The organism is Actinopolyspora mortivallis, from assembly GCF_003001495.1.
GTDB lineage: Bacteria > Actinomycetota > Actinomycetes > Mycobacteriales > Pseudonocardiaceae > Actinopolyspora > Actinopolyspora mortivallis_A.
The window spans coordinates 13,479-30,870 of record NZ_PVSR01000001.1; the positions used below are offsets into that span (position 1 = coordinate 13,479).

General features: G+C 70.6%; 14 protein-coding genes. 5 read left to right on the forward strand and 9 right to left on the reverse strand.

Features of this window, described 5'->3' with window-relative positions; genetic code table 11:
• Positions 1-39: 39 nt before the first annotated feature.
• From CEP50_RS00065 to lpdA, 3 genes are all read right to left on the reverse strand, one after another.
• Positions 40-924: a TIGR01777 family oxidoreductase gene (locus CEP50_RS00065; protein WP_106111861.1), complete on the reverse strand. Its 885-nt coding sequence runs from the start codon at positions 922-924 to the stop codon at positions 40-42.
• A gap of 164 nt (positions 925-1,088) precedes the next feature.
• Positions 1,089-2,837 carry a 2-oxoglutarate dehydrogenase, E2 component, dihydrolipoamide succinyltransferase gene (sucB, locus tag CEP50_RS00070; RefSeq protein WP_106111862.1) on the reverse strand — a complete coding sequence of 583 codons (1,749 nt, stop codon included), beginning with the start codon at positions 2,835-2,837 and terminating at the stop codon, positions 1,089-1,091.
• A gap of 64 nt (positions 2,838-2,901) precedes the next feature.
• Positions 2,902-4,272: a dihydrolipoyl dehydrogenase gene (gene lpdA / locus CEP50_RS00075; protein WP_106111863.1), complete on the reverse strand. Its 1,371-nt coding sequence runs from the start codon at positions 4,270-4,272 to the stop codon at positions 2,902-2,904.
• A gap of 228 nt (positions 4,273-4,500) precedes the next feature.
• On the opposite strand from lpdA, the gene CEP50_RS00080 reads away from it, so the two are divergent.
• Positions 4,501-4,851 (forward strand): oxidoreductase, encoded by a 351-nt coding sequence (locus tag CEP50_RS00080; RefSeq protein WP_106111864.1) that lies wholly within the window; start codon positions 4,501-4,503, stop codon positions 4,849-4,851.
• A 61-nt stretch (positions 4,852-4,912) separates the two neighbouring features.
• On the opposite strand, the gene CEP50_RS00085 is transcribed toward CEP50_RS00080, so the two are convergent.
• Positions 4,913-6,406 (reverse strand): leucyl aminopeptidase, encoded by a 1,494-nt coding sequence (locus CEP50_RS00085; protein ID WP_106111865.1) that lies wholly within the window; start codon positions 6,404-6,406, stop codon positions 4,913-4,915.
• Positions 6,407-6,828: 422 nt separating this feature from the next.
• On the opposite strand from CEP50_RS00085, the gene CEP50_RS00090 reads away from it, so the two are divergent.
• Both CEP50_RS00090 and CEP50_RS00095 read left to right on the forward strand, forming a co-directional pair.
• The gene (locus CEP50_RS00090) at positions 6,829-8,088 is read left to right on the forward strand and encodes an amino acid permease (RefSeq protein WP_258174607.1); all 1,260 of its coding nucleotides are present in this window, start codon (positions 6,829-6,831) and stop codon (positions 8,086-8,088) included.
• 189 nt (positions 8,089-8,277) lie between these two features.
• Positions 8,278-9,381 (forward strand): branched-chain amino acid aminotransferase, encoded by a 1,104-nt coding sequence (locus CEP50_RS00095; RefSeq protein WP_026448868.1) that lies wholly within the window; start codon positions 8,278-8,280, stop codon positions 9,379-9,381.
• A 102-nt stretch (positions 9,382-9,483) separates the two neighbouring features.
• Here the strand turns inward: CEP50_RS00095 and cobS are convergent, their stop codons facing one another.
• The 5 genes from cobS to CEP50_RS00120 all read right to left on the reverse strand — a co-directional run bounded on the left by cobS (position 9,484) and on the right by CEP50_RS00120 (position 13,738).
• Positions 9,484-10,233 (reverse strand): adenosylcobinamide-GDP ribazoletransferase, encoded by a 750-nt coding sequence (gene cobS, locus CEP50_RS00100; protein ID WP_106111866.1) that lies wholly within the window; start codon positions 10,231-10,233, stop codon positions 9,484-9,486.
• Positions 10,234-10,240: 7 nt separating this feature from the next.
• The gene (cobT, locus tag CEP50_RS00105) at positions 10,241-11,374 is read right to left on the reverse strand and encodes a nicotinate-nucleotide--dimethylbenzimidazole phosphoribosyltransferase (RefSeq protein WP_258174704.1); all 1,134 of its coding nucleotides are present in this window, start codon (positions 11,372-11,374) and stop codon (positions 10,241-10,243) included.
• A 137-nt stretch (positions 11,375-11,511) separates the two neighbouring features.
• Positions 11,512-12,066: a bifunctional adenosylcobinamide kinase/adenosylcobinamide-phosphate guanylyltransferase gene (cobU, locus tag CEP50_RS00110; RefSeq protein WP_106111867.1), complete on the reverse strand. Its 555-nt coding sequence runs from the start codon at positions 12,064-12,066 to the stop codon at positions 11,512-11,514.
• Positions 12,063-13,049, reverse strand: a complete 987-nt coding sequence (locus CEP50_RS00115) for an aldo/keto reductase family protein (protein ID WP_106111868.1) — start codon at positions 13,047-13,049, stop codon at positions 12,063-12,065. The genes cobU and CEP50_RS00115 overlap by 4 nt, the downstream gene beginning before the upstream one ends.
• A 53-nt stretch (positions 13,050-13,102) precedes the next feature.
• Entirely contained in the window at positions 13,103-13,738 is a 636-nt protein-coding gene (locus CEP50_RS00120) for a DUF3043 domain-containing protein (protein ID WP_106111869.1), read from the reverse strand.
• A gap of 365 nt (positions 13,739-14,103) precedes the next feature.
• Here CEP50_RS00120 and CEP50_RS00125 point away from each other — a divergent pair, with 365 nt between their 5' ends.
• Both CEP50_RS00125 and CEP50_RS00130 read left to right on the forward strand, forming a co-directional pair.
• The gene (locus CEP50_RS00125) at positions 14,104-14,469 is read left to right on the forward strand and encodes a HesB/IscA family protein (RefSeq protein ID WP_019853458.1); all 366 of its coding nucleotides are present in this window, start codon (positions 14,104-14,106) and stop codon (positions 14,467-14,469) included.
• 747 nt (positions 14,470-15,216) lie between these two features.
• Positions 15,217-17,370: a glucan 1,4-alpha-glucosidase gene (locus tag CEP50_RS00130; protein ID WP_106111870.1), complete on the forward strand. Its 2,154-nt coding sequence runs from the start codon at positions 15,217-15,219 to the stop codon at positions 17,368-17,370.
• Positions 17,371-17,392 lie beyond the last annotated feature (22 nt).

Below are 17,392 nucleotides of genomic sequence, written 5' to 3' on the forward strand. Positions count from 1 at the left end.
GCGGGCCGTGTTCGGGCCGGCGGAGCCGTGGGAGCCGCCTCAGGCGGAGACGGCGGCCCCCAGTGCCGCGCGTACCCGGGGGTGCCGGAAGACGAAACCGTGCTCCTCCAACACCGCGGGCACGGCGCGCTGTCCGCTGAGAATCATCTCCCTGGCCAGATCGCCCAGTGCGGTGCGCAGCAGGAACGCCGGAACCACCCAGGGGGCCGGGCGGCCGAGAGCCTCGGCGAGGGCCCTGGTGAACTCCGCGTTGCTCACCGGTTCCGGAGCGGTGAGGTTCACCGGGCCGGAGATCCGCGGGTTCTCGAGCACGAAACGGATCGCGGCCGTCTCGTCGTCCAGGGAGATCCAGGGAACGTACTGCGTGCCGTCCCCGATCCTGCCGCCCAGCATCAGGGAGAACAGGGGCTTGAGCGGGCCGAGCAGCCCTCCGGAGGGAGAGATCACCGGGCCGGTGCGCAGCAGCACCACCCGGGAGGGGGAAGCGGTCTCCGCGGCGGCCTCCCAGCGGCGGCAGAGTTCGGCCAGAAAGCCGTTTCCCGGCCCGGCGGACTCGGTGACCACCCCGCGTCCGGTGTCCCCGTAGAACCCCGTGGCGGAGGCGTTGAGCAGGGTGGGGACGCCGTTGCGTCGCACCGCCTCCGCCAACACCGTCGTCGGGGTGACGCGGGAACGGGACAGCTCCTTCCTGCGCTGTTCCGTCCAGAGCCCTCCCCCTATCGGGGCGCCGCACAGGTTGATCACCGCGTCGGCGCCGTCGAGGACGCGGTCGTCCGGACGACCGCCGTAGGGATCCCAGCCGCGTTCGTCGGGGGCCTGGGGCTCGCGGCGCACCAGGCGGAGCACCTCGTGGCCCTGCTGCCGCAGGGCGGGGACGAGGTGACTTCCGATCAGTCCGGAGGATCCGGCCAGTACCACGCGCATGCCCCGATCCTCGCGCAAAGATCGTCACGGCGCGAGCGCACCCGGCACGGAACGTCCCACCGAGCGACTTCCCGGCAGCCGCACGAACACGGGGCCGCCCGTGGTGGGGCGGCCCCGTGTGGCGGTTCAGCGGTGACCGGCTGTCCCGGTCCCCGCGACGGCGTTCACAGGCCGAGGTCGGCCTCGAAGGCCCCTTCCTCCAACCGCTGTTTGACGGTGTTCAGGAAGCGGGCCGCGTCGGCACCGTCGACCAGGCGGTGGTCGTAGGACAGCGCCAGGTAGACCATCGAACGGATCGCGATGGTGTCCCCGCCCGCCTCGTCGGAGACCACCACGGGGCGCTTGACCACCATGCCGGTGCCGAGCATGCCCACCTGGGGAGGGTTCAGGATCGGGGTGTCGAACAGGGCACCCCTGCTGCCGGTGTTGGTCAGCGTGAACGTTCCGCCGCTGAGCTCGTCCGGCTTGACCTTGTTCTCCCTGGTGCGTTCGGCGACGTCGGCGATCTTGCGGGCGAGCCCGCCCAGGTTGAGGTCGCCGGCGTCGTGGATCACCGGGGTGAGCAGCCCGCGTTCGGTGTCCACGGCCACCGAGAGGTGCTCGGCACCGTGGTAGGTGATCTCCTTGGCCTCCTCGTCGACCGAGGCGTTGAGCTTCGGATGCAGTTTCAACGCCTCGACGGTGGCCTTGGCGAAGAAGGGCAGGAAGGAGAGCTTGACGCCCTCGGCGGCCTCGAAGTCCTCCTTGGCCCGCTCCCGCAGCCGGGCGATCCGGGTGACGTCCACCTCGGTGACCGTGGTCAACTGGGCGGCCGTCTGCAACGAGTCGACCATGCGCTGCGCCAGCACCTGCCGCAGCCGCGACATCTTCTGGGTGGTCCCGCGCAGCGCCTTGGCCTCCGGGGAGGGCTCCTGGCCTGCCGCCGTGGTGGCCGGTTCCGTCACGGACGGCCCGCCGGTGGCCTGCTGCGCGCTCGTCCGCTCGGAGGAGCGCTCGGCGATGGCGGCCTGCACATCCTGCTTGCGGATGCGACCACCGACACCGGTGCCGCGCAGGCTGTTCAGGTCGATTCCGTGCTCGTTGGCGAGCTTGCGGACCAGTGGGGTGACGTAGGGAGCCGAGGCTGCGGACTCCTGCTGTTGCCCACCGGCTGCGGGGGCGGCCGCCGGCTGCGGCTGCGGTTGCGGCTCGGGGGCGGGTTGCGGCTCGGACGGTGCGGGCGCCGCCTGGGCGGCGGGGGCCGGTTCGGCCGGCTGCTGCGGTGCCTGCTGTTCCCGGGGGGCGGCAGCGGGCTCGGGGGCGGGAGCCGCCGCCTTGTCCCCGACCACCGCCAGTTTCGCGCCGACCTCGACGGTGTCGTCCTCGCTGGCGGCGATCTCCAGGATCGTACCGGCCACCGGCGAGGGCACCTCGGTGTCGACCTTGTCGGTGGAGACCTCCAGCAGAGGTTCGTCGACCTCGACGGTGTCGCCGACCTGTTTGAGCCACCGGGTGATCGTGCCCTCGCTGACGCTCTCACCGAGCGCGGGCATGTGCACGTCGGTTCCCTGCGCAGAGCCCGCGGCCGCCGGTGCGGGTTGCTGCGCGGCCGGCTCGGGCCGGGACGCCGGCTCCGGCTCCGGGGCGGGACTCTGTTCGGCGGCGGGCTGCCGGGGCTGTTCGGGCGCCCCCTCGCTGCTGTCACCGATCAGGGCCAGTTCACCGCCGACCTCGACGGTGTCGTCCTCGTTGGCTATGATCTGTTGCACTACACCGGCGGCCGGTGAGGGGATCTCGGTGTCGACCTTGTCGGTGGAGACCTCCAGCAGAGGTTCGTCGACCTCGACGGTGTCGCCGACCTGTTTGAGCCACCGGGTGATCGTGCCCTCGCTGACGCTCTCACCGAGTGCCGGCATCTGGACAGAGAAGGCCATCTCTTGCTGACTCCTCGTACTCGTGGCGTGTGGTGGGCGGGCGTTGCCGGTTGAGCGTTCCGCGTCAGCCGTGCACGTGCAGAGGCTTGCCCGCCAGGGCCAGGTGTGCCTCGCCCAGGGCCTCCGACTGCGTGGGATGGGCGTGGACCAGCGGAGCCACGTCCTCGGGGAGGGCCTCCCAGTTGTAGATGAGCTGGGCCTCGCTGACGAGTTCGCCCACGCGCTCCCCGATCAGATGAAGGCCGAGCACCGGGCCGTCCGCGGCGCGGACCACCTTGACGGCACCGGCCGTCTTGATGATCTGGCTCTTGCCGTTGCCCGCGAGGTCGTAGGTGAAGGTCTCCACCTTGTCGTACTGTTCCCGGGCGGCGCTCTCGGTGAGGCCCACCGAGGCCACCTCGGGATTGCTGTAGGTCACCCGGGGGATGCCCGCCTCGTCGATGACCGGCGGGTTGAGTCCGGCGATGTCCTCGGCGATGAACACGCCCTGCTGGAAACCGCGGTGGGCGAGCTGCAGCCCGGGGACGATGTCGCCGACCGCGTAGACGCCGGGCAGGTTGGTGCGCAGCCGCTCGTCGGTGCGCACGAAACCGCGCTCCAGGGTGAGGCCGGCCTCCTCGTAACCGTGGCCGGCCGTGTTCGGGCCCCGCCCGACGGCGACCAGCAGCAGGTCGGCCTCCAGGGTCTCGCCGTTCTCCAGGCTGACCGTGACCCCCTCGTCGGTCTGCTGCGCTCCGGTGAACTTGACACCGGTGGAGAACTTGATCCCGCGCTTGCGGAAGGCGCGCTCCAGCTGCTTGGAGCAGTACTCGTCCTCGTTGGGAACGAGGTGGGGCAGCGCCTCGACGATGTTCACCTCGGCCCCGAAGGAACGCCACACGCTGGCGAACTCGACACCGATGACCCCTCCACCGAGGATGACGACCTTCTCGGGGACGTAGTCGAGGTTGAGCGCCTGCTCACTGGCGACGATCCTGCCCCCGAACTCCAGGCCGGGCAGGGTCTTGGAGTAGGAGCCGGTGGCCAGCACCACGTTCGTGCCGGTGTAGCGTGTGCCGTCGACCTCGACGGTGTTGGCGTCGACGAGCCTGCCGGCACCCTCCACGTAGTTGACCTTGTGGGCCTTGGCGAGACCCTGCAGCCCCTTGTGCAGTTTGGAGACGATGCCGTCCTTGTAGGAGTTCACACCGTCGATGTCGATGCCCTCGAGGGAGGCCTTCACGCCGACCTGGGAACTCGCACGCGTGGAGTCCGCCACCTCGGCGGCGTGCAACAAGGCTTTGGTGGGGATGCACCCTCGGTGCAGACAGGTCCCACCGAGCTTGTCCTTTTCGATGAGGGTGACGGAAAGGCCCAGCTCCGCCGCGCGGAAAGCGCAGGCGTAGCCGCCGGAGCCGCCACCGAGGATGACTAGATCGGCGGACGTGTCGGTCACTTCGCACTCCTCGACAGGCATCATTGTTCAACTCACTGTTGGTGGTGCGGAGGATCCCCCCGCCACCGGAAGACATCTTGTCACCACGCGAGCCGCGGGCGCGACACGGGCTGGGCGGGTTTCCGGCGCGAATGGCGTGAAGATCACAGTCACCTTACTTCTCAACGCACAGCGGGGCCCTTTTATGCCCGGGCTGGCAGTATCGTGGTAACGGTGTTAGGAGGAAACGTGGGACTGTTCGAGCGTCTGCGCCGCAAGGGGCGGCAGCGACGCGCGCGTCCTGAGCGAGACCAGGACACCGAGCACTTACGGCAGTGGGCGGCCGAGCGCCGCGGGGTCGAGGGGTTCCTGGAGCCTCCCACGCAGGTGACCGAGGCCACGATCGTGTTCGTCGCCCACGACGGGGAGTGGACGCGGCGCAGGATCGGTGACCGCGAGACCGCGATCCGCTTCACACACCGACTCGGTATCCCCTTCTACGAGGTGCACAAGGTCGGCTACCCCCAGCGGATGCGGGACTACCAGCGCAAGCAGCGCGTCCTGCGCCGCCGTGAGTACCGCCGTCGGCTGGAGGAGTGATCCGGCGGCCACGTCCACGGTGTCACCCGCCCGGGCCGCCGGACCACCTTTTTCCGCGGGGTCAGCCGTTCTCGGCGATGTCGGCCAGCGCGGCGGCCATGGTGCGGACCGGAACCCCTGTCCCTCCCTTGGGGGTGTAGCCCCACGGCGAGTTCGAGTTGTAGGCGGGTCCGGCGACGTCGATGTGCGCCCAGGCCGTCTGTCCGGTCACGAACTCGCTCAGGAAGTGCCCGGCCACCAACATGCCGCCCCACCGCTGGCCGGTCACGTTGGTCAGGTCGGCCAGCTTGGAGTCCAGGTCACCCCGCAGTTCCTCGGGCAGGGGCATGGCCCAGCCCCCCTCGCCGGTGGCGCGGGAGAGCGCGGCCACCCGGTCCCGGAACTGCTCGCTTCCCATCACCCCCGGGGTGCGCTTGCCGAGGGCCACCAGCTGGGCACCGGTGAGCGTGGAGGCCTCGATCAGGTACTCCGGCTCGTCCTCGCAGGCCCGGGTGATCGCGTCGGCCAGGATGAGCCTGCCCTCGGCGTCGGTGTTGAGGACCTCCACGGTCCTGCCGCCGTACATCCGCAACACGTCGCCGGGGCGGTAGGCGGTTCCGGAGGGCATGTTCTCGGCCATGGGAACCGTGGCCGTGATGTCCAGTGGATAGTTGAGTTTGGCGGCCAGCACCACGGTGGCTATCACGGCGGCGGCCCCGGACATGTCCGAGGTCATCTCCTCCATGCCCGAGGCGGGCTTGAGGGAGATTCCGCCGGTGTCGAAGGTCACGCCCTTGCCGACCAGCGCGACCTTCCGTGCCCCCTTGGGGCCCTTGTGGCGCAGCCGCACCAACCGTGGGGGCCGCGACGATCCCGCGCCGACCCCCAGGATGCCGCCGTAGCCGTGCTTGCGCAGCTCGTCCTCGTCGAGGGTCTCGACCTCCAGGCCGGCGGCCCGGCCGAGTTCGGCGGCACGCTCCGCCATCGCCGCGGGCGGCAGGTCGTTCGGCGGGGTGTTGATCAGGTCGCGCGCGGTGTTGACGGCCTCGCCGATGGCGGTGGCCCCCTTCAGGGCCGACTTGGCGCCGTCGCTCTTGGCATCGGGGACGAGCAGGTCGACCTTGGCGACCGGATCCTCTCCCGCCTGCGACTTGTAGCGCGTGTAGGAGTAGGCACCCATGACGGTGCCCTGGACGGTCGCGGAAAGGTCCAGTGCGGACAGTGTGTTCGCCGCGTGGGAGACGCCGTTCAGGGAACGCGCCGCGACCCCGGCGGCACGTCGCACCGACTCCGCGGGAATCTCACCGTCGGCGTCGCGTTTGCCCAGGCCGACCGCCAGGAGCACGTTGGCGCGGATCGACCCGCTCGCCGGGACCCTGACCACCTCTTCGGCCTTGCCCTTGGCACCGAGCAGGCTCAGTGTCTCGGTGAGGTTGCCGTCGAACGCGGCCGCGAGCTCGTTGGTTCCCTGGGCGAGCTCGGGCCCGTCGCTACCCTCGACGGTGCCGATCACCAGTGTCTCCGCGGCCAGTTTGGTGGCCGCGCTGTCGGCGAGGGTGAGTTTGGGCGTTGTCACGTGTGGTTCCTCCCGGACCGTGCCGTGGACGGGGTGGTCTTTCCGCCCACGGGTTCTGCCTTCCGCTGGCACTGTAGAACGGGACTTCGGTCGCGCGTACAGCAGTCCTTCGTGCGTGTCGTACGGTTTTCCCCTGGTTACACGGTGCCGCGAGCCGGTGTCCCTTCCCGTTTTTCCCGGGGTGCCCCGCCCGTGGGAGCCACGAATCCGGCCGACCGCCGGAAGGCGACTTCGAGCGGGGGACCGTCGCGGCCCACTCTTTCCGGGGACTTCCCGTGACCCGCTCGACACGTGCCCGCACAGTGGGGACGGAGCCCCGGCGAACGACGGGGTGCGTTGCCGAGCGGCGTAGACTGACCCGCCACGTCAGTGTGTGAAAGTACTCATCCGCCGGAACCGGCGTTACTACGAGGATGGTTCGCGTGGCCGGACGAGCTGAGCTCGCGGGGTGGATGTCCCTGTGGAGGACGGTCCCGCTCGTTCCGGGAGGGATGCTGGGGGCCGGGGTGTTCGTGGGGGTGGCCCCGGCCGCGGAGATCGCGGGCAGATGGATGGTGCTCGCCGTCCCGCTGGCCGCACTCACCGCGTTGTGCGCCGCGATCTCGACCGCCCACCAGTCCGCCTCCTACCGGGGTGGGGGAGCCGGATACAGCTGTGTGCGGGACAAGCTGGGGAACGCCTCCGGACGTGCCGCGGCGGGGACCCATCTCGTCGGGCACGTGACCGCGATGGCGGCGACCACCGGCGCGGCGGCCGAGTACCTGCCCTTCCCGAAGGCGCTGACCACGGTGGCCGTGCTGGTGTTCGTGGCGCTGTTGTTCGCCACGGGGGTGCGGATCCGTGGGCTGGCGGGTTGGTTGTGGTTGGGACTCACCCTGGCGGTGCTGGCGGTGGTCGTCACCGCCTGCCTGACGATCGCTCCGGTGGCGGCCGAGACCGGATCGCAGCACCGGCCGCTGGCCGTGACCTCGGCGGCGGGAGTGCTGTTCTTCGCCTTCCTGGGGTTCGAACGACTCACCTCACCGGGAACGGGGGAGAGGAGGTTGCCCGCTCGGGCGGTGCGTCGGGGACTGCTGCTCGGGACGTCGGTGACCGCCGTGGTGCTGCTGACGGTGGTGTTCGCGGTGACCCGGCAGCTGGGGGCGGTCCGGCTCGGCCTGTCCGGGGTTCCCCTGCTGGACGCGTTGCGCGCCGCGGACGCGGCCGCCCTGGTCCCGGCTGTGGGGCTGGGCGCGGGCCTGGTCATGGTGCCGGTGCTGCTGGGTGCGCTCCGCTCGGCCCGCTCCGTCGGCCTGGCCGTGGTGGCCGACGGGGAGCTCCCGGGGGTGCTGGGGCGGCGTACCGGGGACGGTCCGTGCCCGCTGGACGGTGTGCTGCTCGCCGTGGCCGCGGTGCTCGCCCTGCTGCTCACTCCCGCCGTCGCGATGGGAGTCGCCGCGTGTTGCCTGCTGGTGCACTACGCGTTCGTCAACGCCGCCGCCCGGGTGCTGCTGGCCGACGAGTGGACGTGGTCGATGCGCGCGGCGTGCCTGGGGATGGGACTGTCCGTGATTCTGGCGATGAGCATGCCCGTGCCGGTCATGGGAGCCACCGCCGTGGTGACCGTGGCCATGCCGGTGGGCGGAGCCCTCCTCTCCCGCGTGCGTCCCGCCACGCGTCCCCGGCGGGTCCCCGTGGAGTGACCGTCCGAAGTGCTCACCCCGAGGTGGGGTGCCTCCGGTCCGGAAGCGTGTGCGAACACGTCGTGACGACACGGACACCCAACGGAACCGCGACAGTCGCCATACCGACATCGCCGCGGAGAAAACTCGGACGGCCAAGTGTTCCTGATCCGGTTTCCACTGCTCTCAAGGGCGCGATACGGTACGCGCATGAACCAACCCCTCTCGTTCTCGCGGACCGAAAACCCCCAACCCGCCAGTGCCGAACACCGTGCCCGGGTACTGGCGAACCCAGGATTCGGCAACCACTTCACCGATCACATGGTGACGATCCGGTGGAGTACCGAGCGGGGATGGCACGACGCGCGGCTCGAGCCGTACCACTCGATCGAACTGGATCCGGCCACGACGGTGCTGCACTACGGGCAGGCCATCTTCGAGGGGCTGAAGGCCTACCGGCAGCCGGACGGCTCGGTGGCCTCCTTCCGTCCCGAGGCCAACGCGACCCGTTTCCGGGACTCGGCCCGCAGACTGGCCATGCCGGAGCTTCCCGAGCGGACCTTCCTCGAGTCACTGCGTGAACTGGTGCGGGTGGACGAGCAGTGGGTGCCCGGAGAGGGGGAGAGTTCGCTGTACCTGCGACCGTTCATGATCTCCACCGAACAGACCCTCGGGGTGAACCGCCCGGCGGGCAGTTACCTCTACACGCTCATCGCCTCACCCGCGGGGTCCTACTTCGCGAGTGGGGTCAAACCGGTGACGGTCTGGCTCAGTCACGACTACGTGCGGGCGAGCCCCGGGGGAACGGGCGCGGCCAAGTTCGCCGGGAACTACGCCGCCTCCTTCGTCGCCCAGGCCCAGGCCGCCGAGAAGGGATGCGACCAGGTCGTCTGGCTGGACGCGGTGGAACGCCGGGCCGTCGAGGAGATGGGCGGTATGAACCTGTTCTTCGTGTTCGGTTCCGGCGCCGAGGCCACGCTCGTCACCCCGGAGCTGACCGGCAGCCTGTTGCCCGGGGTCACGCGTTCCTCCCTGCTGCGTCTCGGGGAACGCCTGGGCGTGCGGGTCGAACAGCGCCGGATCACCACCGACGAGTGGGAGGAGAAGGCGGCCTCCGGTGAGCTGACCGAGGTGTTCGCCTGCGGCACAGCCGCCGTGGTCACCCCCGTCGGCAGGGTCCGGCACCGGGACGGGGAGTTCACCATCGCCGACGGTCAGCCGGGGGAGCTGACGATGAGGCTGCGCGAACAGCTCACCGGCATCCAGTACGGCAAGCTCGACGACCCCGAAGGCTGGATGACCCCGCTGACCTGAGCCGCCGCCGGGGAGACACACCGTCTCCCCGGGACGGAATCCCGCCCGCACCGTCGCCGGTTCCGAGGGACCCCGCGCCGGCAGGGGTGGGACAGGGCGCGGCTAGACGCCCCCGAAGGCGCACAGTGCCAGGACGAGAGTGGTGGCGAACTCGCTGGAGGCGCCGAGCACGTCACCGGTGATCCCGCCGAACCTGCGGTGGGCGTGTCTGCTGAGGACCCACAGCAGGCCCGCCGTGATCGGCACGGCCACCGTGCCGATCCACCACTGCGGTGCCGTGGCCGCACCTCCGGCCACCGTCAGCGGTATCCACCAGGCCGTCGCGGTGATCCGCGACTGGGAGCCGGCCACCAGCGCCCCCATGCCCTCCGGTCGGGCGGCGGGAACACCGGTTCGACAGCACAGCTGGAAAGCGGCCCGCCCCACCGCACAGGCCAGCACCACCACGGCCCACTGGCCGTTCTCCGCCGCGCGGGCCATGCCGGAGGCCTGTATCCCGAGCACGAGCACCAGCGCGGTCACCGCGAAGGGGCCGGTGCCGCCGTCGCGCATCACCGCCAGAGCCCGTTCGGGCGGCCCGTAGCAGCCCAGTCCGTCCACGGTGTCGGCCAGCCCGTCGAGGTGCATCCCCCTGGTGGCCAGGGCGAGCACTCCCGTGGTCACCAGCCCTGCCAGCAGCCCCGGGGCGCCGAGGGCGAGCATCGCCCACAACCACCCGGCGGCGAAGCCCCCCAGCAGGATCCCCACCAGCGGGGCGAACGTGATGGCCCGCGCGCTCGTTCGCTCGTCGACCTCTCCCACCCGCACGGGCAGCACGGTGAGCCAGGCCAACGCCAGGCGGAGTCCGTCCACGGCGCGCTCAGTCCCCCGAGCCGGAGGCCACGGGACCGACGGCCTCGTCCGCCGTGGGGCCCTGGATTCCCGCCTGTGCGAAGGTGGACATCTCCGCCAGCACCCTGACGGCCGCGTTGACCACCGGCAGCGCGGTCACCGCCCCGGACCCCTCGCCCAACCGCATGTCGAGGTCCAGCACGGGACGCAGGTCCAGCTGGTCGAGAACGATCGAGGCGGCGGGCTCCACGGAACGGTGCCCGGCCAACCACCACCGCACGGCTCCCGGGGCCAGTTCCTCGGCGACCAGTGCCGCCGCGCCGACGACCATGCCGTCGAGGATCACCGGGGTTCCGCGTGCGGAGGCCCGGGCGAGGAACCCGGCCATCGCGGCCAGGTCCGCTCCCCCCGCCGTACGCAGCAGCGCCAGCGGATCGTGGGCGACCCGGCGTGCCCGGCGCAGGCCGTCCCGGACGGCGGCCGTCTTGCGCATCCACGCGGCGTCGTCGATGCCGGTGCCCCGCCCCACCACGGCCACCGGTTCGCTGGAGGTGAGCGCGGCCGTGAGCACCGCCGCCGGTGTGGTGTTGCCGATGCCCATGTCTCCGGCGACCAGCAGGTCCGCACCCGCGTCGATCTCCTCGTCGGCGAGTGTCCGACCGGCGAGCACGGCCGAGCGGGCCTGCTCGGGGGTGAGGGCGTCCTCGGTGTGCAGGGCCCCGGAGGAACGCCGGACCTTGTGGGCCGAGACCGCCTCCGCGGTGGTGCCGTCCACGGCCATGTCCACCACGCGCACGCTCGCACCGGCGTTGGCGGCCAGGGCGTTGACCGCCGCGCCGCCGGAACGGATGTTGGCCACCATCTGTGCGGTGACCTCCTTCGGGTAGGCCGACACCCCGTCGTCGGCGACTCCGTGGTCACCGGCGAAGACGACCACCCTCGGCCTGGCGAAGGGACGTGGTGGGCACACTCCCTGGCGCGCGGCCACCCACACGCCCAGCTCCTCCAGTCGACCGAGGGAACCCGCCGGCTTGGTGAGCTCACCGTGCCGTGCGATGGCCTGTCGGTGCGCCTGTTCGTCGGGTTGGGGGACCACGCCGAACTCGACCGCCGAGGGGGAGTCGTCGTCGGCCGACGGCGTGGCCGACGGGGAACCGGACACCGTGGACAAGCCTTACCTCCGTAGTAGTCGGGCGGGAGCGGCACGCGACAGCGGTGCGGAACAACGGCGCTCCCCGGTTCGGGGGAGGGAACGTGTTCACCACGCTCGCTTCCGTCGCATCACCGTAGGGTAGTGACTCACCGTAGTCGAAGTGGTATGCCCGCGACCACCAGCAGGACCTCCTCGCACGTCTCGGCCAGACGGGCGTTGAGCGCGCCGAGCTCGTCCCGGAACATCCGGGCGGCCCGTGTTGCGGGCACGACCCCGAGCCCGACCTCGGCGGAGACGAGGACCAGCCTGGCCGGGCAGGAGGCGCAGGCCCGCACCAGCTCGGAGCGCCGGTGCTCCACGGTTTCCAGGGCGGCGGGATCGCGTTCCCAGGCCCCCGCGTCGTCCAACACCCCGGTCAACCAGGTGGCCAGATCGTCGACCAGCACCGGTGGGTCCGAGTCCCGCGCGGAGGTGAGCACGGCGGCCAGGTCCCCCGGGGCCGGGGCCTCGACCGTGCGCCAGGTCTCGGGACGTCGGGCCACGTGTCCGGCGATGCGGTCGTTCCACTCGGGGTCGTGCGGATCCCGTCGGGCCGTGGCCACGTAGGTGACCCGCTCCGAGTCCGGCAGCAGTCCCTCGGCGTGGGCCGACTTCCCGGAGCGGGCCCCACCCAGCACCAGGGTGCGCGGACCGTGGCTCACGGGGTCCTCGTGTGCCTGGGGTCGGTCTCGGCGAGGTGCCCGATCACCTCGTCGATCCTGTCGAGCACGTCCTGGTCGAGCCGGACCCCGGCGGCGCGGGCGTTGTCGGTGACCTGTTCGGGGCGCGAGGCGCCGATGATGGCCGCCGAGACGTTGGGGTTCTGCAGCACCCAGGCCACGGCCAGCTGCGCCATGGAGAGCCCGAGGTCGGAGGCGATCGGCTTCAACCGCTGCACCGCCTCCAACACCTCCTCGCGCATCAACCGGGAGATCATGTCGGCTCCGCCCGAGGAGTCGGTGGCCCGCGAGCCGGAGGGGGCCTCCTGCCCGGGGAGGTACTTGCCGCTCAGCACTCCCTGCGCGATGGGGGACCACACGATCTGACCCATCCCGGCCCGTTCGGAGGCGGGAATCACCTGGGACTCGATCACCCGCCACAGCATCGAGTACTGGGGCTGGTTGGAGATCAGCGGAACCCGCAGCTCACGGGCGAGTTCGGAGGCTCGGGTGATCTGTTCGGCGTTCCATTCCGAAACCCCGATGTAGAGGGCCTTGCCCTGACGGACGAGGTCGGCGAAGGCCGTCATGGTCTCTTCCAGCGGCACCGTGGCGTCGAAGCGGTGTGCCTGGTACAGGTCGACGTAGTCGGTCTGCAACCTGCGCAGCGAGGCCTCGCAGGACTCCATGATGTGCTTGCGGCCGAGACCGCGGTCGTTCGGCCCTTGCCCGGTCGGGAAGTAGACCTTGGTGAAGAGTTCGATGCTCTCCCGGCGCACGCCGGACAGGGCCCGCCCCAGCACGGACTCGGCCCGGGTGCCCGCGTACACGTCCGCCGTGTCGAACGTGGTGATCCCCTCGTCCAGCGCGGCCAGCACGCAGGCCTGGGCCTGGTCCTCCTCGACCTGGGAACCGTGGGTGAGCCAGTTTCCGTAGGCGATCTCGCTGATGGTGAGACCGCTGTGACCGAGTCGGCGAAACTCCATGGCCGCAGCCTAGTAGGAGTTCGTGGACGCACACGCCGTGGGAGGCGCCGTGGTCATCCCACCCGTGCCGCGTCCTTCGGGGTCACGCGGGGACGGGGCACGCGCAGTTTGCGCAGCTGCATCGCCCGGACGAAGGCGTACCACCCCAGGCTGAGCGACCTCTCCCCGGCGTCGGGGAACTTGGCCCGCACGTGCTTGTTCACCAGCCTGCCGAGCATGATCCCCTCGAAGACCATGGTCACCAGCAGGGCCAGGCAGAACACCGTGGCCAGCTGCTGCAACAGTGGGTCACGCACCAGGCTGATCGCGAAGACCACCAGCACCAGGGGCATGAACAACCCCATCAGGTGCCTGCGGGAGTCCACGACGTCGCGCACGTGTGCCCGCACCGGACCGCGATCCCGGGGCAGCAGGTAACGGTCGTCCCCCGCCATCATCCGCTCGCGCCGCTCCGCGGCGGCCCGACGCCGCTCGGGCTTGTTGCGACGCATCCGTTTGAACGCCTCCCGCTGGGTCTTCGGGGGAGGCGGAACCGGTCCGCGTTTCTTGCCCTCGGCCTCGCGCCGTTTCGGGGTCGGTCGTCCCTTCGGCCGGGTGGGATCCGCTTCCTTCGCCGAGGTCCGCTCGTCGTTCCCGCGTTCGTCGGCGACGGTGGTGGGCTCGGTGCTGTTACGACGGAGGAACTTCACACCACCAGCGTAAGTGACACCCTGTCCGTGCCGAACGAGGACATCGTCGCTTCCACAGGCTGAGCCCGTTCGGTGATTCGGGTCACCTCGGCTGTGGCGAGAACCCACCTCGCTGCCGGCGCGGCAAGGACTTCCCCGGATGCGGTCCGGGGCCGACGGGGCCGCCCCGTGGGGGGCGCTTCGGGCGGCGAACCCTGCCGCGTGGGAGTTCGGCGGCCGGGACCGCCGCGCGCGTATCCTGTCGGTGGTGCCCGAGGGTGTCACAATCGGCCGTGTGCGGGTTGGCCCGCGGGAATACGCGCACTTACCGTGACGGTTGAAGGTCGCGGGAACCTGCCAGCAGCCGCAAACCGCAAGGGAGAGCCATGACCACCCAGGAAACGACCGTGGAGACCGAGGCGCCGGCTCACGGCGTCACGTTGACCGACTCTGCGGCCAGCAAGGCCAAGAGCCTCCTCGAGCAGGAGGGGCGCGACGACATGCACCTGCGTATCGCCGTGCAGCCCGGTGGCTGTGCCGGTCTGCGCTACCAGCTGTTCTTCGACGAGCGCACGCTCGACGGGGACGCCGTGCGTGAGTTCAACGGCCTGGACGTGGTGGTCGACCGGATGAGCGCCCCCTACCTGCAGGGTGCCGTGATCGACTTCGTGGACACCATCGAGAAGCAGGGCTTCACCATCGACAACCCGAACGCGGGCGGCTCCTGCGCCTGCGGCGACTCGTTCCACTGAACGGGCGAGGACATCTCGTGAGCGGGGCGGCTTCCCCAGGGGCCGTCCCGCTCTTTCGTGGGCGGCCACTGGTCCGGTCCGCCCCTCTCGGGTGAGGGCCCGAACCGTTCGCCCTCCGTGGTCCCGCCCCGTGCCGCGGGGAACCCCGAAAAACGTTCCTTCCGCCGCCGAATTCTTGGTTCCGGCGCGCGGCGAAACCCGGCCGGGAGGATTCCTTTTCCGGTGGCGGTTTCTCGCCGTCCGGAATTGTTCACACAACTCCGGCGTGCCTCGGGTGGGAGCGCGCTTTCTTCGCTCCGACGGGACAGGGTGGGGACGTGCGGGCCGCTTCCCGGAACCGTCCCGTCCTCACGTCGCCGGAGGCCGCCGGGGACGACTCAGCCCGCGGAGCTGATCGACGACACACTCGTGGCGACCCCGAACACCAGGGGCGGTGTCGAACGGTGGAAGGCCGGGCAGTGGTCGCATCGTCTTCCTCTCCTCGTGGTGACTCGTAGGCGACATCAGAGCTTCTTGAAAGGATAAAGTCAACACCCCGCTGTCGTCCCCGTTTCGCCCCGGGATGCCGTCTCCTTTCTGAACGAAGGAAAGAAGTCCTTTTCCTGGGATTTTCTCTGTATCGATTGCGTTCGTGGTGGTTCGGATCGTAAAAATCCGTTCACGGGAAGTCCGCGCCGAGTGAGCGCGGAGCCGGGCAGACTGTCCGCGCGTTTTCCCGAACCCGCACCCTGGAGAAAGGGACGGACGATGAACGTGAAGCGGAAACGACGACTCGGGCACGGCGGTGGCCGTGTGCTCGGGACGCTGGCGGTCGCGGTGGCGGCGGTGACCGGAGCGGCCACGCTCACCCCCGCCGCTGCCGCGGGCACGGCCCCCGGAGCGCCGGGCATAGCCTCGGCCTGGACCACCGGGGCGAAGAACGGGGTCGGAACCTCCACGAGCCCGGAGTCCCAGGTGTGGCACACTCTCGGACAGGGGATCCTGAACGAGGTCTACTACCCCCAGCTGGACGTGCCCAACGTCCAGGACATGCAGTACGTCGTCAGTGACGGCCGGAGCTTCACCGAGCTCGAACGCGACGCCACCGAACGCACGATCGAACTGCCCGACTCGCGGTCGCTGCGCTACCGGCAGGTCAACACCGACCGGGACGGCAGGTACCGCATCACCAAGACCTACGTCACCGACCCGCACCGTTCGGTGCTGCTGGTGCGCACCCGCTTCGAGGTGCTCGACGGAGGTCCGTTACGCCTCTACGCGCTCTACAACCCCTCGCTCGACGGCAGCGGCGGGGGCGACACCGGAGCGACGTCGGGAAACACCCTGGTGGCCAGTGACGGGCGGGTCGCCAGCGCCCTGGCCTCCTCCGTCGGGTTCTCGAAGCTCACCAGCGGTTACAGCGGCACCTCCAGCGACGGGTACCAGGACCTGAACTCCGACCACCGGCTGGACGCCGAGTACGCGCGGGCCACGGACCCCGGCAACCTCGTGCAGACCGCGCGGGTTCCGGTCACCGACGACAGCACGTTCACCCTGGCCCTCGGCTTCGGTGCGGACCGCTCGGCCGCGCGTTCGGCCGCCGAGGCGTCGCTGTCCGCCGGCTACGAGAGCGCGCGTGCCGCCTATGACCGTGGATGGCACGACTACCTGTCCTCGCTGCGGGAGCCTCCGGAGGCGATCACCTCGCGTGGCCTGGGTACCCAGTACAACGTCGCCGCCATGACACTGAAGTCCCAGGAGGACAAGACCCACCGCGGGGCCTTCGTGGCCTCCACCTCCATACCGTGGGGCGAGGCGAAGAACGCCGACGAGTGCTGTACGCCCGGCTACCACCTGGTGTGGGCCAGGGATCTCTACCACACGGCCACGGCGGCGCTCGCGATCGGCGACCGGGCCGCGGCCGAGCGCGCCCTCGACTACCTGTTGGACGTGCAGTGGAACGAGGACGGCTCGTTCCCCCAGAACACCTGGCTCGACGGGGAACCCCACTGGCCCAGCCTGCAGATGGACGAGGTCGCCTACCCGATCGTGCTCGCCCACCAGCTCGGTCGCACCGGAGACGAGGTGTGGGCCAAACTGAGGAAGTCGGCCGACTTCATCGTCGACAACGGGCCGTCCACCCCGCAGGAGCGTTGGGAGGAGGAGGGAGGGTACTCGCCCTCCACCATCGCCGCCCAGATCGCCGGACTGGTCACCGCGGCGGACATGGCCCGCCGGCACGGTGACGAGCGGGCCGCACAGAGGTACCTGTCCACGGCGGACGAGTGGCGGAACAGGGTCGACGAGTGGACCTTCACCACCTCGGGCCCGCACGGGGACGGCAGGTACTACCTGCGCGTCGACGACGACGGGAACCCGAACAACGGGCACCAGCTGTGCCTGAACAACGGCGGAGGCTGTCACGACGAACGCGCCGTCGTCGACGCGGGCTTTCTGGAGCTGGTCCGTCTCGGCATCCTCTCGCCCGAGGCGCCCACGGTGCGGGACTCCCTGGCGGAGACGGACGAGCTGCTGCGGGTGCGGACCCCGAACGGGCCCGGCTGGTACCGCTACAACCACGACGGCTACGGCGAGACCGCGGACGGATCCCCCTACACGGGAGCGGGAGTGGGCAGGCTCTGGCCGCTGCTGACCGGTGAACGGGGCGAGTACGAGATCGCGGCCGGGCGTTCGGCCGGTACCCATCTGGAGACGATGGCCCGGATGGCCAACGAGGGCTACCTCATCCCCGAGCAGGTCTGGGACCGCGAATCCGAGGCCGGATTCGTCTTCGGGGAGGGGACCGGCTCGGCCACGCCGCTGGCCTGGTCGATGAGCCAGTTCCTCCGCCTGGCGCACAACATGGACGCCGGGCGGAACCTGGAGACCCCGGACGTGGTGGCCGAGCGCTACGTGCGCTGACCACGGATCCCGCCGGGGCCGG